General features: G+C 68.5%; 12 protein-coding genes. 6 read left to right on the top strand and 6 right to left on the bottom strand.

All coding sequences use genetic code 11. The features are described from left to right. The first annotated feature begins 123 nt into the window (after positions 1-123). A complete protein-coding gene (locus VHAB30_RS10100; RefSeq protein ID WP_159276946.1) occupies positions 124-807 on the top strand; it encodes a GntR family transcriptional regulator in 684 nt (227 codons plus the stop codon). Between the two features lie 107 nt (positions 808-914). On the opposite strand, the gene purL is transcribed toward VHAB30_RS10100, so the two are convergent. After that, a complete protein-coding gene (purL, locus tag VHAB30_RS10095) occupies positions 915-4,883 on the bottom strand; it encodes a phosphoribosylformylglycinamidine synthase (protein ID WP_159278319.1) in 3,969 nt (1,322 codons plus the stop codon). 157 nt (positions 4,884-5,040) lie between these two features. On the opposite strand from purL, the gene map reads away from it, so the two are divergent. Then, on the top strand, positions 5,041-5,865 hold the full coding sequence (gene map / locus VHAB30_RS10090) for a type I methionyl aminopeptidase (RefSeq protein ID WP_062471267.1): 825 nt from the start codon (positions 5,041-5,043) through the stop codon (positions 5,863-5,865). 22 nt (positions 5,866-5,887) lie between these two features. After that, positions 5,888-8,497, top strand: a complete 2,610-nt coding sequence (locus tag VHAB30_RS10085; RefSeq protein ID WP_159276945.1) for a [protein-PII] uridylyltransferase — start codon at positions 5,888-5,890, stop codon at positions 8,495-8,497. 24 nt (positions 8,498-8,521) lie between these two features. On the opposite strand, the gene VHAB30_RS10080 is transcribed toward VHAB30_RS10085, so the two are convergent. Beyond that, a complete protein-coding gene (locus VHAB30_RS10080; protein WP_159276944.1) occupies positions 8,522-8,866 on the bottom strand; it encodes a hypothetical protein in 345 nt (114 codons plus the stop codon). A gap of 53 nt (positions 8,867-8,919) precedes the next feature. Next, on the bottom strand, positions 8,920-9,552 hold the full coding sequence (locus VHAB30_RS10075; protein ID WP_159276943.1) for a LuxR C-terminal-related transcriptional regulator: 633 nt from the start codon (positions 9,550-9,552) through the stop codon (positions 8,920-8,922). Positions 9,553-9,750: 198 nt separating this feature from the next. Between VHAB30_RS10075 and VHAB30_RS10070 the strand changes: the two genes are divergently transcribed. From VHAB30_RS10070 to VHAB30_RS10060, 3 genes are all read left to right on the top strand, one after another. Further along, on the top strand, positions 9,751-9,993 hold the full coding sequence (locus VHAB30_RS10070) for a helix-turn-helix domain-containing protein (protein ID WP_062471259.1): 243 nt from the start codon (positions 9,751-9,753) through the stop codon (positions 9,991-9,993). Between the two features lie 123 nt (positions 9,994-10,116). Next, positions 10,117-11,772 carry a phosphoglucomutase (alpha-D-glucose-1,6-bisphosphate-dependent) gene (pgm, locus tag VHAB30_RS10065; protein ID WP_159276942.1) on the top strand — a complete coding sequence of 552 codons (1,656 nt, stop codon included), beginning with the start codon at positions 10,117-10,119 and terminating at the stop codon, positions 11,770-11,772. Between the two features lie 16 nt (positions 11,773-11,788). Further along, a complete protein-coding gene (locus tag VHAB30_RS10060; protein WP_159276941.1) occupies positions 11,789-12,202 on the top strand; it encodes a PPC domain-containing DNA-binding protein in 414 nt (137 codons plus the stop codon). Here the strand turns inward: VHAB30_RS10060 and VHAB30_RS10055 are convergent. The 3 genes from VHAB30_RS10055 to VHAB30_RS10045 are packed head-to-tail and all read right to left on the bottom strand — an operon-like array spanning position 12,157 to position 15,253. Next, positions 12,157-13,215, bottom strand: a complete 1,059-nt coding sequence (locus VHAB30_RS10055; RefSeq protein ID WP_159276940.1) for an amino acid ABC transporter permease — start codon at positions 13,213-13,215, stop codon at positions 12,157-12,159. The genes VHAB30_RS10060 and VHAB30_RS10055 overlap by 46 nt on opposite strands. Continuing rightward, positions 13,212-14,213, bottom strand: a complete 1,002-nt coding sequence (locus VHAB30_RS10050) for an amino acid ABC transporter permease (protein WP_159276939.1) — start codon at positions 14,211-14,213, stop codon at positions 13,212-13,214. Before VHAB30_RS10050 ends, VHAB30_RS10055 begins: the two co-directional genes overlap by 4 nt. Then, a complete protein-coding gene (locus VHAB30_RS10045) occupies positions 14,210-15,253 on the bottom strand; it encodes an amino acid ABC transporter substrate-binding protein (protein ID WP_159278318.1) in 1,044 nt (347 codons plus the stop codon). The genes VHAB30_RS10050 and VHAB30_RS10045 overlap by 4 nt, the downstream gene beginning before the upstream one ends. Positions 15,254-15,395: the final 142 nt, after the last annotated feature.

The following is a 15,395-nucleotide window of genomic DNA, read 5'->3' as shown; positions in this document are numbered from 1 at the left end:
GGGTGGCAGCTCGATTGAAGTTTCAGTGAAATTTCACAACGATATTACAGTGAGTCCACAGAAACTTCAAAGGGATTTCCCGCAGGTACCATCGGGGAACTCCACCATGACCCTCCCGCCCCGATGAACGCAGCCACGCCCGCCCGCAAAGCCCCCGTCCGGCGGCCCGAAGCAGCCATCTCCCTCAACGAAACGGCCTATCTGCGCCTGAAGGAAGCCCTGGTGACCCTGGCCTACAAGCCCGGGGAGTACCTCAACACCGCCCAGGTGATGGAGCGGCTGGGCGTGGGCCGCACGCCGGTCAACCAGGCGCTGCACCGCCTGTCGGCCGAGGGCCTGGTCCGCATCATTCCGCGCAAGGGCGCGATGGCTTCGCCGCTGTCGATCAATGACGCGCTGGAGCTGATCGAGGTCCGGCTGGTGAACGAGGTGCTGTGCATGCGCCTGGCCGCAGCGGCCATCACCGAGGCCGAGCTGGCCGAGCTGCAGGCCATCGCCGAGCAATTCGAAGCGGCGGCACAGCGGCGCGATGCGATGTCGGTGATGAACCTGGACCGCCTCTTCCACGAAAAGATCGCGGCGGCGGCGCGCAACGCGATGCTGCAGGACATCCTGAGCGTGCTGCACGCGCGCTCGCAGCGCTTCTGGGCGATCTCACTGGCCGCCGAGGGGCACCTCGCCGAGGTGATCGAAGAGCACCGCACCATCGTCGCCACGCTGGAGCGGCACGACGCCGATGCGGCGGCCGAAGCAGCGAAGACGCATGTGCTGTCGTTCAAGGCATCGATGCTGAACAGCCAGCGCTGATCGGACGCCTCAGGCGCGCTCAATGAAAAATGCCCTCCAGGCCCGAGCCTGGAGGGCATTTCTTATTGACCTGATTCAGGCCGCTCGCACGGCCTGAGGACGCCCGATCAACCCACCCACTTGCGCGCGTTGCGCCAGATCTGCATCCACGGGCTCAGGTCGCTCTTGTCGCCCGAGGTCCAGCTCATCTGGATGTTGCGGAACACGCGCTCCGGGTGCGGCATCACGGCGGTGAAGCGGCCGTCCGGCGTGGTGACCGAGGTCAGGCCGCCCGCGCTGCCGTTCGGGTTGAACGGGTACTGCTCGGTCGGCTGGCCATGGTTGTCCACGAAGCGAATCGCTCCGATGGCCCTGGCCGCGTCGCCGCGGTGCTTGAAGTTGGCGTAGCCCTCGCCGTGCGCCACCGCGATCGGCAGGCGGCTGCCGGCCATGCCCGCAAAGAAGATGCTGGGCGACTCGAGCACCTCGACCATCGACAGGCGCGCCTCGAAACGCTCGCTCTGGTTGGTGGTGAAGCGCGGCCAGGCCTCGGCGCCCGGGATGATGTCGGCCAGCTCGGCAAACATCTGGCAGCCGTTGCACACGCCCAGGCCGAAGGTGTCTTCGCGGCCGAAGAAGGTCTTGAACTGCTCGGCCAGCTTCGGGTTGAAGGTGATGCTGCGCGCCCAGCCGATGCCCGCGCCCAGCGTGTCGCCATAGCTGAAGCCGCCGCAGGCGACCACGCCCTTGAACGCGGCCAGGTCCGCCCTGCCCGTCTGCAGGTCGGTCATGTGGACGTCGAAGGCCTCGAAGCCCGCTTCGGTGAAGGCATAGGCCATCTCGACGTGCGAGTTGACGCCCTGCTCACGCAGGATCGCGACCTTGGGGCGCGACTGCAGGATGGCCGGAGCCACCGGAGCGTTCGGCAGGAACACGTGCATGCCCGGGTCGTTCGGCACGCCGGCCGCGGCGTGTTCGGCATCGGCGCAGGCGGGGTTGTCGCGCTCGCGGGCGATCTTCCAGCTGACCGAATCCCACACTTGGTGCAGGTCGTGCAGGCTGGCGCTGAACACCGACTTGGCATCGCGCCAGACTTCGAGCTTGCCCTTGCCCGCGTCCATGGTGGAGCTGGCCGGGCGCGTCTTGCCGACGAAGTGGCTGTGCGTGCTCAGGCCGTGGGCGCGCAGCACCTGCATCACGTCGTTGCGCTCGGCGGTGCGCACCTGCAGCACCATGCCCAATTCTTCGTTGAACAGCGCCTTGAGCGTGAGTTCTTCGCGGCGCGCGCTGACCTGCTGCGCCCAGTTCTTGGCGTCGCCGGTTTCCATGCGGCTGTCGGAAATGCCGTCGCCTTCGGTGACGAGCATGTCGACGTTCAGCGCCACGCCGACGTGGCCGGCAAAGGCCATTTCGCAGGCGGTGGCGAACAGGCCGCCGTCGCTGCGGTCGTGCATCGCGAGGATCTTGCCGTCGGCGCGCAGCGCGTTCACGGCGTTGACCAGCGCGACCAGTTGCACCGGGTCGTCGAGGTCGGGCACGGTGTCGCCGCTCTGGTTCAGCGTCTGCGACAGGATGCTGCCGGCCATGCGGTGCTGGCCACGGCCCAGGTCGATGAGCACGAGCGTGGTGTCGTCTTCGGTGGCGTCGAGCTGCGGCGTGAGCGTGCCGCGCACGTCGGCCAGCGAGGCGAAGGCGGTGACGATCAGGCTCACGGGCGAGGTGACCTTCTTGGCTTCGCCGTTGTCCTTCCACTGTGTGCGCATCGACAGCGAATCCTTGCCGACCGGAATCGACACGCCCAGCGCCGGGCACAGTTCCAGGCCCACGGCCTTCACGGTTTCGTACAACGCGGCGTCTTCGCCGGGCTCGCCGCAGGCGGCCATCCAGTTGGCGGACAGCTTGACGCGCGAGAGTTCGATCGGCGCGGCCAGCAGGTTGGTGATGGCCTCGGCCACGGCCATGCGGCCCGAGGCCGGCGCGTCGAGCGCGGCCAGCGGCGTGCGCTCGCCCATGCTCATGGCTTCGCCGGCGAAGCCCTTGTAGTCGGCCAGCGTCACGGCGCAGTCGGCCACGGGCACCTGCCACGGACCGACCATCTGGTCGCGGTGCGTCAGGCCGCCCACGCTGCGGTCGCCGATGGTGATGAGGAAGCGCTTGGAGGCCACGGTCGGGTGCGCGAGCACGTCGATGGCGGCCTTCTGCAGGTCGACGCCCGTGAGGTCGAGCGGCTTGAAGCTGCGGGCGACGGTCTTCACGTCGCGGTGCATCTTGGGCGGCTTGCCCAGCAGCACGTCCATGGGCATGTCGACGGGCTGCACCGCCGCGCCTTCGTCGGCCACCAGCAGCTGGCGCTCTTCGGTCGCCACGCCGACCACCGAGAACGGGCAGCGCTCGCGCTCGCAGAAGGCCTTGAACTGCTCGAGCGACTCCGGCGCGATGGCCAGCACGTAGCGCTCCTGGCTTTCGTTGCACCAGATTTCCTTGGGCGCCATGCCCGACTCTTCGAGCGGCACGGCGCGCAGGTCGAAACGTGCGCCACGGCCGGCGTCATTGGTCAGCTCGGGGAAGGCATTGCTCAGGCCGCCCGCGCCCACGTCGTGGATCGCCAGGATCGGGTTGGCCGCGCCCTGCTGCCAGCAGTGGTTGATGACCTCTTGCGCACGGCGTTCGATTTCGGGGTTGCCGCGCTGCACCGAGTCGAAGTCGAGCTCGGCCGCATTCGCGCCGGTGGCCATCGAGCTGGCGGCGCTGCCGCCCATGCCGATGCGCATGCCGGGGCCGCCGAGCTGGATCAGCAGCGAGCCGGCCGGGAACAGGATCTTCTTGGTCTGCGTGGCGTCGATGCTGCCCAGGCCGCCCGCGATCATGATGGGCTTGTGGTAGCCGCGCTGCACGGTGTCGAGGTCGCTCGCCACCGCCTGTTCGTACTCGCGGAAGTAACCCAGCAGGTTGGGACGGCCGAATTCGTTGTTGAACGCGGCGCCGCCCAGCGGGCCCTCGGTCATGATCTGCAGCGGGCTGGCGATGTGCTCGGGCTTGCCGTAGTGGCCCTCTTCCGGCCAGAGCTTGGAGACCGTGAAGCCGGTCAGGCCCGCCTTGGGCTTGGAGCCGCGGCCGGTGGCGCCTTCGTCGCGGATCTCGCCGCCCGCGCCGGTCGAGGCGCCCGGGAACGGGGAAATGGCCGTCGGGTGGTTGTGCGTCTCGACCTTCATCAGCACATGGCTCAGGGCGCTATCTTTTTGATAGCTCTCCGAACCGTTCGCCGGAATGAAGCGCTCGATGGTCGCGCCCTCCATCACCGAGGCGTTGTCCGCATAGGCGATCACCGTGTGCTGCGGGTTCTGCTTTTCGGTGTGGCGGATCATCGAGAACAGGCTCTGCGGCTGGGCCACGCCGTCGATGGTGAAGTTGGCGTTGAAGATCTTGTGGCGGCAGTGCTCGCTGTTGGCCTGCGCGAACATCATGAGTTCGACGTCGCTGGGATTGCGGCCCAGGCGGGTGAAGGCGTCCACCAGATAGTCGATTTCGTCCTCGGCCAGCGCCAGGCCGAAGCCGGTGTTGGCGGCCACCAGGGCCGCACGGCCGCCGGTTTGCACGTCGACCTGCGCCATCGGCTGGGCCGGCAGTTCGCTGAACAGGCTGGCCGCCTGCTCGACCGTGGCGAGCACCGATTCGGTCATGCGGTCATGCAGCGGGCCGGCCACGGCGGCCAGTGCGTCGCCCTCGAGCACGGGGGCCTTGCCGATCAGCGGCGCCTTCAGCTTCAGGTGGTACTGGGTGACGCGCTCCACGCGGCGCAGCGCCAGGCCGCAGTTGTGGGCGATGTCGGTGGCCTTGGAGGCCCAGGGCGACACGGTGCCCAGGCGGGGCGTGACGACCACCGAGGCGCTCGCCTTGGCCGCCGGGGCCTCGAAGGGCTCGCCGTAGGTCAGCAGCGCGGCAAAGCGCTCGCGGTCGGCGTCGCCCAGCGACGCATCGGTGACCACCAGGTGCACGAAACGGGCCGAAATGCTCTCGATGCGCGGCTCGATGGCCTGCAGCTTCGGCAGCAGTTGCCGCGCACGGAAGTCGCTGAGTGCGCTGCCGCCCTCGAACATGGTTACGACAGGAAGGGCTTGAGGTGCGGGCTGCGTCACGGTCGATGGAGGGCCTCGGGGGCCGCGTTGGGAATCAAGGAATCGAGGCGGAGGCCGCTGACTGGGGTCATCCGCGTTAACCCGGAATTTTAGCTTGCCGAATGGGATAATTCGGGGCATGAGCATTACCTACAAAGACGCCGCAGGCATCGAAGCCATGCGGGTCGCCTGCCGCCTCGGGTCCGAGGTGCTGGACTACCTCACGCCCTTCATCAAGCCCGGCATCACGACCAACGACGTGGATCGGCTGGCCGCCGAGTACATGGTCAAGCAGGGCACCACCTCGGCCACGGTGGGCTACATGGGCGCCAGCAGCGTGCCGTTCCCGAAGTCGCTGTGCACCTCGGTGAACCACGTGGTGTGCCACGGCATCCCCAATGACAAGCCCCTGAAGAAGGGCGACATCATGAACGTCGACGTGACCGTCATCAAGGACGGCTGGTTCGGCGACAACAGCCGCATGTTCGTGATCGGCGATGCCTCCATTGCCGCCAAGCGCCTGTGCAACGTCACCTTCGAGGCCATGTGGCACGGCATCCTGCAGGTGCGCCCCGGCGCCCACCTGGGCGATGTGGGCCATGCGATCCAGAAATTCGCCGAGGGCCAGGGCTTCTCGATCGTGCGCGAGTTCTGCGGTCACGGCGTGGGCCAGCGCTTCCACGAAGAACCCCAGGTGCTGCACTACGGCCGCCCGGGCACCATGGAAGAGCTCAAGCCCGGCATGATCTTCACCATCGAGCCGATGATCAACGCCGGCAAGCGCGACGTGAAGGAAGACTTCAAGGGCGGCCAGTACGACGGCTGGACCATCGTCACGCGCGACCATTCGCTGTCGGCCCAGTGGGAGCACACCGTGCTCGTCACCGAGACCGGCTACGAGGTGCTGACGCTCTCCGAAGGCAGCCCGCCGCTGCCGGCCTTCGTCACCTCCACCAAAACCTGACGCGCCGAAGCCCGCCCCCGCCGTGATCGAAGCAGCCAAGATCGACGTGGCGACGCTGCGCGAAGCCTATCGCGCGAAAAAGCTCGCCCTTTTCGACACCCTGCGCTTCGCACGCGCGCCCACCCGCAGCGTCCACACGGTGCTGCGTCAGCTCTCGGCGCTGGCCGACCAGACGCTGACCGCGCTGTGGAACGAAGCCGGCTTCGGCGACGCCTTCGCGCTGGCCGCGGTGGGCGGCTACGGGCGCGGCGAGCTGTTTCCGTACTCCGACGTCGACGTGCTGCTGCTGCTGCCGCCCGAGGGCCAGGACAGCGGCGTCGAGCCGGCCCGCATCGAGGCCTTCATCGGCCAGTGCTGGGACGCCGGCCTCGAGATCGGCTCCAGCGTGCGCACGCTCGAAGAGTGCCTGGACGAGGCCGCCAAGGACATCACGGTCCAGACCTCTCTGCTCGAATCGCGCCTGATCACGGGCGACAAGAAGCTCTTCGCGGCCTTCCGCCGCCGCTTCACCCAGGCCATCGACCCGCAGGCCTTCTTCGTGGCCAAGTCGCAGGAAATGCGGCACCGCCACCAGAAGTTCGACAACACGCCCTACGCGCTCGAACCCAATTGCAAGGAATCGCCCGGCGGCCTGCGCGACCTGCAGACCATCCTCTGGATGAGCAAGGCCGCCGGCTTCGGCAGCCGCTGGGACGACCTGGCCAAGAACGGCCTGGCCACGCCCTTCGAGGCGCAGCAGATCAAGCGCAACGAGGCCCTGCTCTCGCTCATCCGCGCCCGCCTGCACGTGATCGCCAACCGGCGCGAAGACCGGCTGGTGTTCGACCTGCAGACCGCCGTGGCCGCGAGCTTCGGCTACGAGAGCGAGTCGCAGCGCAAGTCGAGCGAGGCGCTGATGCGCCGCTACTACTGGGCGGCCAAGGCGGTGTCGCAGCTCAACCAGATCCTGCTGCTCAATATTTCCGAGCGGCTGCAGCCCATCGACGAGCAGCCCACGACGATCAACGAGCGCTTCTACGAGCGCGCCGGCCTGATCGAGATCGCCAGCGACGACCTGTACGAGCGCGAGCCGCATGCGGTGCTCGAGACCTTCCTGCTGTACCAGAAGACCATCGGCGTGAAGGGCCTGTCGGCGCGCACGCTGCGTGCGCTGTACAACGCGCGCCATGTCATGGACAGCAAGTTCCGCAACGACCCGGTCAACCACGTGACCTTCATGCGGATCCTGCAGCAGCCCTACGGCATCACGCATGCCTTCCGGCTCATGAACCAGACCTCGGTGCTGGGACGCTACCTGCGCGTGTTCCGCAGCATCGTGGGGCAAATGCAGCACGACCTGTTCCACGTGTACACGGTCGACCAGCACATCCTGATGGTGCTGCGCAACGTGCGCCGCTTCTTCATCGCCGAGCATGCGCACGAGTACCCGGGCTGCTCGCAGCTCGCGGCCGGCTGGGACAAGCCCTGGATTCTTTACGTCGCCGCCCTCTTCCACGACATCGCCAAGGGCCGCGGCGGCGACCACTCCACGCTCGGCGCGCGCGACGTGCAGCGCTTCTGCAAGCAGCACGGCATCGCGCGTGAAGACGCCAAGCTCATCGAATTCCTCGTGGCCGAGCACCTGGTGATGAGCCAGGTCGCACAAAAGCAGGACCTGGGCGACCCCGAGGTCATCGGCGCTTTTGCCAAGCGCGTGGGCAACGAGCGCTACCTCACGGCGCTGTACCTGCTGACGGTGGCCGACATCCGCGGCACCTCGCCGCGCGTGTGGAATGCCTGGAAGGGCAAGCTGCTCGAAGACCTGTATCGCTTCACCCTGCGCGCCCTGGGCGGGCGCATGCCCGACCCGGACGCCGAGGTCGAGGCCCGCAAGCGCGAAGCCCTGGTGCTGCTGGCCCTGCACGCCCAGCGCTTCGAGGCGCACAAGGCGCTGTGGGACACGCTCGACGTCGGCTACTTCATGCGCCACGACGCCACCGAGATCGCCTGGCACGCCAAGCAGCTCTCGCGCTTCGTGCCGCCGAAGAACGTGCCCATCGACCCGAAGGCGCTGCCCATCGTGCGCGCGCACCTGTCGCCGGTGGGCGAAGGGCTGCAGGTCGTGGTCTACACGCCCGACCAGTCCGACCTCTTCGCGCGTATCTGCGGCTATTTCGACCAAGCCTCGTTCAGCATCCTGGACGCCAAGGTCCACACCACGAGCAACGGCTACGCGCTCGACACCTTCCAGGTCGTGACGACCTTCCAGCCCGACCACTACCGCGACCTCATCAGCATGGTCGAAACGGGCCTCGCGCAAACGCTCACCGAGGCCGGCGCCCTGCCCGCGCCGAGCATGGGGCGCGTGTCACGCCGGGTGCGCAGTTTTCCGATCAAGCCACGCATCAGCCTCGTGCCCGACGACAAGGCGCAGCGCTGGCTGCTCAGCATCTCGGCCAGCGACCGCGCGGGCCTGTTGTATTCGGTGGCGCGCGTGCTCGCGCGGCATCACCTGAACCTGCAGCTGGCGAAGGTGACGACCCTGGGCGAACGGGTGGAAGACACCTTCCTGATCAGCGGGCCGGAGCTTCAGGGACAGAAGACGCAGCTGGCCATCGAGACCGACCTGATGGAGGCGCTGGCCTCCCAGTGAGGCCGCGGACTTGGCGGGTGCGGCTCAGCCGCAGTACGCGCCGAGGATGCGACCCGTGGGATCGACCTGTGCGTTGAGGCGCGTCGCATCCTGCGCCGGATCGGCCGGCGCCGTGGCCGGCACCGTGCGGGCGGTTTTCGCGCCGGCGCGCTGACGCATCTCTTCCAGCAACGGACGCGTCGCCTGCATGCCCAGTGCAAAGCGCACTTCCGGGGCCTGGCAACTTTCGGGCGGGGGCGCGAAGCTCGGCGGCGCCGGCACTTCGGAGGTGAGCGGCCGGTCCTTGGGCGGGGCCTCGCAGCCCGCGAGCACCGCAGCCAGGGCCGCAGCCGTCAGAAGAAACCCGAGCCGGCCAAACGTCATGCGCATCTTGTCTTGCTCCTTGAAACCAGCCTGAAGCTTAGCCGCCCGCGGAGGCCCGCTCATGACCCCTTGCGCTGCAGCGGCGACAACAGCCCCAGGCGGATGCCCGTGATCACGGCCTCGGTGCGATTGTGCACACCCAGTGCCTGGAACAAGGTGCCGATGTACTCCTTCACCGTGTGCTCGGACAAGCCGAGCTCGCGCGCGATCGACTTGGTCGGCAGCCCGCGCGCCAGGCCGTGCAGCGTGTCAGCCTGGCGCGGGCTGAGCGTCGGCCTGGCAGTGCTCTTCGACCCCAGGCGCAGGATTTCCTGCGGCAGGTAGACCTCCCCCGCCAGCACGGTCTCGAAGGCCCGCTTCAGGAAGTCGGCCGGCATGCTCTTGGGCACAAAGCTCATGGCGCCCGCCTCCAGGCAGCCGCGGATGATGTCGACATCGGTCGAGGCCGACACCACCACGGCCGCAATGTCGGGCGCCGCCGCCTTCAGGCGCACCAGCGCATCCAGGCCGTACTCGCCCCGCAGTTCGAGGTCGAGCAGGCAGATCGCCAGATCGGGATGGCGCAGCGCCAGGGCGCAGGCCTCGTCGACCGTGGCGGCTTCGAAGATTTCGGCGCTGCGCTCCATGCTCTCCAGCAGCATGCGCAGGCCCGCGCGAAACAACGCGTGGTCGTCCAGCGTCATCACTTTCATGGCACACCCCCTTCGGCCTTTCTGGCCGATATGCACCCTCATTCTGACGCTGGCGCCCACGGGTGCAGCCGCCGCGCGTCGGAACTAGATCACCCTCCACGCAAAAAACTACCAGCCCCTGCGAAGGAGGGGTTGGGTGCCTGGCGCGTTTCGAGGAAATTCAGAGCCGACCGCTGTTGTCGCCAAAGGGGGCCGACCATGAACGCCAGCTTTCAAGACCGCCTGATCTCGCTCGTCGCCGGATCGCAGCCTCAATGGAAATCCGAGCTCGCCCGACAGTGCGGCGTCAGCGCCCCCACCGTGATCCGCTGGCTCACCGACCGCCACAGCTGCGCAGGCACCCTGCACCTGCATGCCATCGCCGCGTACTTCGAGGTGCCGGCCCGGTGGCTGGCCACGGGCGACGGCCCGGAGCGGGTCCGCACGCGGCGCTCACATTGAAAGGGTTGTAAGCGGACCTCTGTGAACGGGCGCGCAGGCGGCAAGCCGCCCCCGGCCATGGCGTATGCTGAAAGGCCGCGCACGGCAACGCCGGCGCGCTCCCTTTCATCACCCGCTTTCGACATGAGCACCTCTTCCCATCCCCTCGCGGGCCAGCCGGCCCCGTCTGATCTGCTGGTGGACGTGCCGCGCCTCGTCTCGGCCTACTACACCGGCCGCCCCGATCCGGCCGTGCCCAGCCAGCGCGTGGCCTTCGGCACCTCGGGCCATCGCGGCTCTTCGTTCGACGACGCCTTCAACGAATGGCACGTGCTGGCCATCAGCCAGGCCATCTGCGACTACCGCAAGCAGCAAGGCATCGACGGCCCGCTGTTCCTGGGCATCGACACGCACGCGCTGTCCACGCCCGCCTTCGCCAGCGCGGTCGAGGTGCTGGCGGCCAACGGCGTCGAGCTGATGCTGTCGAAGGACGACGAGTACACGCCCACGCCGGCCGTGTCGCACGCCATCCTGGTCTACAACCGCGGACGCACGAGCGGTCTGGCCGACGGCATCGTCATCACGCCCTCGCACAACCCGCCCGAAAGCGGCGGCTTCAAGTACAACCCGCCGAACGGCGGCCCCGCGGGCACCGACATCACCTCCGCCGTCGAAGCCGCCGCCAACAGGATGCTGGCGAACAAGCTCGAAGGCGTGAAGCGCATGCCGCTGGCGCAGGCGCTGAAGGCGTCCACCACGCACCGCCACGACTACCTGAACACCTATGTCGAAGACCTGGCCCAGGTGCTCGACATGGACGCGATCCGCGGCGGCACCATCGACCTGGGCGTCGACCCGCTGGGCGGTGCCGGCGTGCACTACTGGCCCGCCATTGCCGCGCGCTACAAGCTCCAGCGCCTGAACGTGCTGAGCCAGGCGGTCGACCCGACCTTCCGCTTCATGTCGCTCGACTGGGACGGCCGCATCCGCATGGACCCGTCGTCGCCCGACGCGATGCACGGGTTGGTCGCGCTGAAAGACCGCTTCGGCATCGCCTTCGCCTGTGACACCGACCACGACCGCCACGGCGTGGTCACGCGCAGCGCGGGCCTGATGCAGCCGAACAACTACCTCGCGGTGATGGTCGACTACCTCTTCACGCACCGCCCGCACTGGCCAGCGCAGGCGGCCGTCGGCAAGACCGTGGTCAGCAGCCGCATGATCGACCGCGTGGCGACGCGGCTGGGCCGCCCGCTGTACGAAGTGCCGGTGGGCTTCAAGTGGTTCGTCGACGGGCTGGTCGACGGCTCGCTGGGCTTCGGCGGCGAGGAAAGCGCAGGCGCCACCTTCCTGCGCCACGACGGCAGCGCCTGGACCACCGACAAGGACGGCATCGTGCCCGCCCTGCTCTCGGCCGAAATCGCCGCACGCACGGGTCGCGACCCCGGCGAGCGCTTCACCGAGCTGACGCAGGCGCTGGGGCACCCCGTGTCCGACCGCGTGGACGCGCCCGCCACGCCCGAGCAGAAAAAGCGCCTGTCGGCCCTGTCGCCGCAGCAGATCACCTCGACCACGCTGGCCGGCGAGAAGATCGAGAACGTGCTGAGCCACGCCCCGGGCAACGGCGCGGCCATCGGCGGCCTGAAGGTCGTCACCGAGAACGGTTGGTTCGCCGCGCGACCGTCGGGCACGGAGAACATCTACAAAATCTACGGCGAGAGCTTTCTCGGCGACGACCACCTCGCGCGCATCCTCGGCGAGGCGCAGCAGGTGGTCGACAAGGCGCTGTCGGCGAGCTGACGCGAGGCGCACGCGCATGGACACGCTGGTGCTGCGCCTGCAACCGGGCGACGACCTGCGCGCGGTGCTCGACGCCGTGCTGAAGCAAAGCGGCATCGCCGACGCGGCCTTCGTGGTCTCGGGCATCGGCAGCCTGCGTGGTGCGAGCATCCGTTTCGCAGGCGCAGAGACGGCAACGCGGATCGAAGGCGACCTTGAAATCCTCACGCTCGCCGGCACGCTGTCGCCCGACGGCTCGCACCTGCACCTCAGCGTGTCGGACGGCGCCGGCCGGGTGTCGGGCGGCCATGCCGCGCCGGGTTGCGTGGTGCGCACCACGGCGGAGATCCTCGTCGCGGTGCTGCCCGAATGGCGCTTCTCGCGCGAGCCCGATGCGCAGACCGGCTACGCCGAGCTGGTGCCCAGGCGCCGCTCCAGCCAGACGCTGTAGCGCGACAGCCCGAAGCACAGCAGCCAGTAGACGGCCGCCACGAACAGGTAGCCCTCGAGGTAGAACGGCCGCCAGACCGGGTCGCCGCCCAGCGCCAGCCCGAGCGCGCCGGTCAGCTCGAACAGCCCGACCACGGTGACCAGCGAGGTGTCCTTCAGCGTGCCGACCACGCTGTTGGTCAGCGCGGGCACCACGAGGCGCAGCGCCTGCGGCAGCACGATGTCGCGCTGCACCGGCCAGCGGCCGAAGCCCAGCGCCATCGCCACCTCGGTCTGCCCGCGCGGCACGGCCTGAAGGCCGCCGCGGATGATCTCCGCAAGATAAGCAGCGACGAACAGCGTGAGGCCCATGAGCACGCGCACCAGCACGTCGGGCTGCCAGCCCGCGGGCCACAGCAACGGCAGCAGGAACGAGGCCATGAACAGCACCGAGATCAGCGGCACGCCGCGCACAAGCTCGATGTAGCTCGCGCTCAGCGTGCGCACCACGGGCCATTCGGAGCGCCGCCCCATCGCGAGCAGCAGCGCCAGCGGAAAGGCCAGCGCCAGCCCGACCACGGCCAGCCCGATGGTGAGCGGCAGGCCGCCCCAGCGGCTGGTCGGCACGGTGCTGAGCCCGGCCACGCCGCCGTGCATCAGCCCGACGAACAGCAGCAGTGCCACACCCCACAACGGCGCCAGCCACCAGCGCCAGCTGCGCGGCCAAGCGCTGAGCACAGTCACCGCGGACAGCACGACGACGGCAACGGCCGGGCGCCATTGCTCTTCGTACGGAAAACGCCCGAAGAGCATGGGCCGCCACTTCTCGGCCACCACGCCCCAGCAGGCGCCGTGCTGCACCGCGCGGCAGGCGTCGGCGTCGGGGCGGAACACGGCGTGCACCACGCCCCATTCGAACGCGTGGAAGCCGGCCCAGGCCAGCAGGCCCAGCAGCAGCACCGTGGCCAGCGCACGCAACGGCGAACCCCACAGCTCGCTGCGCCACGCGATGGGGCCTTGCGCGACGTTTCTCATCGCCAGCCTCGCAGCGCGACGCGCGCGTTGTAGCGGTTCATGCCGAAGGAGATCACGAGCGACAGCAGCAGGTACACCGCCATGATGATCGCGATGCACTCGAAGGCGCGTCCGTTCGAGCCGATGGTGGTGTTGGCCACCGACACCAGCTCCGGATAGCCCACGGCCACGGCCAGCGACGAATTCTTGGTGAGGCTCAGCAGCTGGTTGGTGAGCGAGGGCACGATCACGCGCAGCGCCTGCGGCAGGATCACGATGCGCAGCTGCTGCACCGGCGACAGGCCCAGCGCCTGCCCCGCCAGCACCTGCCCCTGCGAGACCGAGAGGATGCCGGCGCGCACGATCTCGGCGACGAAGGCCGCCGAGTACAGCGACAGCCCGGCGACGATGGTCACGTATTCCGGGCTCAGCGCGGCGCCGCCGCTCACGCCGAAGTCGCCGCGCTCAGGCCATTCGAAATGTGTGGGCCACCCGCCACCCTCGCCCGCCACCGGCCAGGGAACGCTGAGCCCGCCCTTGCTGAGCCACACGCCCGGCAGCAGGTGCACGGGCTCGGTCGGATCGGGCAGCAGGTTGGCCATCGCGAAAGCCAGCATCAGCAGCTGCACCAGCAGCGGCACGTTGCGCAGCAGTTCCACGTAGGCGGTGCAGATGCCGCGCAGCAGCACGTGCGGCGCGAGCCGACCGATGCCGATCAGCGTGCCGAGCACCACCGCGAAGATGGCCGCCGGCACGGCCGCGCGCACGGTGTTGATCAGGCCCGCGAGGAACGCGCGCCACGACGGCTGGCTGGCATCGAAGTCGAGCCAGCCTTCGCTGATCGAGAAGCCCGCGGGCTCGGTGAGAAAGTCGAAACCCGAGCGCACGCCGCGTGCGCGCAGCACCTCAAGCGCATGGTTCACCACCCAGAAGGCGCCGGCCACGACGGCCAGCACCAGCAGGGCCTGCACGAGCCAGGCCAGCCAGGCGCCGCGGCGCGAGGCGCCCTCCTGCCTCATCGCACCGGTGGTGCGTAGATCAGGCCGCCCTTGCTCCAGAGGTTGTTGGAGCCGCGCGGCAGCTTGAGCACCGACTTCGGTCCAACGTTGCGCTCGAACATTTCGCCGTAGTTGCCCACGGCCTTGATGGCGCGGTACGACCAGTCCTTGTCGAGACCCAGCAGCTTGCCGAGGTCTTCGCCGGCGCCGAGCAGGCGCTGCTGGGCCGGGTCCTTGCTGCCGGCCTTGAGCTGGTCGGCATTGGCCTGCGTGACACCGAACTCTTCCGCCTCGATGAGCGCGTTGGGCACCCACTTGGCGATGGCGAACCACTCGTCGTCACCGCGGCGCACCAGCGGTGCGAGCGGTTCCTTGGAGATCAGCTCGGGCAGGATCAGGTAGTCGTCGGGATTCGGCGCTTCCTTGTTGCGCAGGCCGGCCAGCGCCGAGGCGTCGGTGGTGAAGGCCTGGCAACGGCCCGAGAAGAAGGCCTTGAACGAGGCTTCGAAGCTCTCGAACACGACGGTCTTCACCGGGATGTTCTGCGCGCGGAAGTAGTCCGACACGTTCTTCTCGTTGGTGGTGCCCGACTGCGTGCAGATGGTGGCGTTCTTCAGCTGCTTGGCGCTCGTCACCTTGAGCTTCTTGGGCACCAGGAAGCCCTGGCCGTCGTAGTAGGTGATGGTGGTGAAGTTGAAGCCCAGCGAGGCGTCGCGCGTGAGCGTCCAGGTGGTGTTGCGCGCGAGGATGTCGATCTCGCCGGCCTGCAGCGCCGAGAAGCGCTGCTGCGAGTTCAGCGGCACGAAGTCGACCTTCTTGGGATCGCCCAGCACGGCCGCGGCGATCGCGCGGCAGGTGTCGACGTCCAGGCCCGACCAGTTGCCCTGCGTGTCGGGGGCCGAGAAACCGGCCACGCCGTTGGTCACGCCGCACTTGACGCTGCCGCGCTGCTTGACCGCGTCGAGCGTCTTGCCGGCGAAGGCCGGGGCCGCGGCGGCCAGCGCGAGAACGGAAGCGGCGGCCAGCAGCGCCGGGCGGAATCGGGTGCTTGTCTTCTTCATCATCATTGGTGTGTGCTCCTCAACAGTAGGCAAAAGGCAGTGTACGGGGCGATGCAGGCCGACGACAAAGAACCCTGCGTTGGATACATATGTCGATCCGCTCGCGGGCGATCGGTTGGCGGCGCGGCCAGTTTCACTACCA

It is taken from the genome of Variovorax boronicumulans, from assembly GCF_009811375.1.
Classification (GTDB): domain Bacteria; phylum Pseudomonadota; class Gammaproteobacteria; order Burkholderiales; family Burkholderiaceae_C; genus Variovorax; species Variovorax boronicumulans.
Note: the sequence above shows the minus strand (reverse complement) of the source record. Positions and strands in the feature narration are given on the sequence as shown.

Excerpts from the sequence above, each read along its gene's own strand:
- VHAB30_RS10100 (WP_159276946.1), top strand. The coding sequence starts at position 124 with ATGAACGCAGCCACGCCCGCCCGCAAAGCCCCCGTCCGGCGGCCCGAA.
- purL (WP_159278319.1), bottom strand. The coding sequence starts at position 4,883 with ATGTTCGAGGGCGGCAGCGCACTCAGCGACTTCCGTGCGCGGCAACTG.
- map (WP_062471267.1), top strand. The coding sequence starts at position 5,041 with ATGAGCATTACCTACAAAGACGCCGCAGGCATCGAAGCCATGCGGGTC.
- VHAB30_RS10080 (WP_159276944.1), bottom strand. The coding sequence starts at position 8,866 with ATGCGCATGACGTTTGGCCGGCTCGGGTTTCTTCTGACGGCTGCGGCC.
- VHAB30_RS10075 (WP_159276943.1), bottom strand. The coding sequence starts at position 9,552 with ATGAAAGTGATGACGCTGGACGACCACGCGTTGTTTCGCGCGGGCCTG.
- VHAB30_RS10070 (WP_062471259.1), top strand. The coding sequence starts at position 9,751 with ATGAACGCCAGCTTTCAAGACCGCCTGATCTCGCTCGTCGCCGGATCG.
- pgm (WP_159276942.1), top strand. The coding sequence starts at position 10,117 with ATGAGCACCTCTTCCCATCCCCTCGCGGGCCAGCCGGCCCCGTCTGAT.
- VHAB30_RS10060 (WP_159276941.1), top strand. The coding sequence starts at position 11,789 with ATGGACACGCTGGTGCTGCGCCTGCAACCGGGCGACGACCTGCGCGCG.
- VHAB30_RS10055 (WP_159276940.1), bottom strand. The coding sequence starts at position 13,215 with ATGAGAAACGTCGCGCAAGGCCCCATCGCGTGGCGCAGCGAGCTGTGG.
- VHAB30_RS10050 (WP_159276939.1), bottom strand. The coding sequence starts at position 14,213 with ATGAGGCAGGAGGGCGCCTCGCGCCGCGGCGCCTGGCTGGCCTGGCTC.
- VHAB30_RS10045 (WP_159278318.1), bottom strand. The coding sequence starts at position 15,253 with ATGAAGAAGACAAGCACCCGATTCCGCCCGGCGCTGCTGGCCGCCGCT.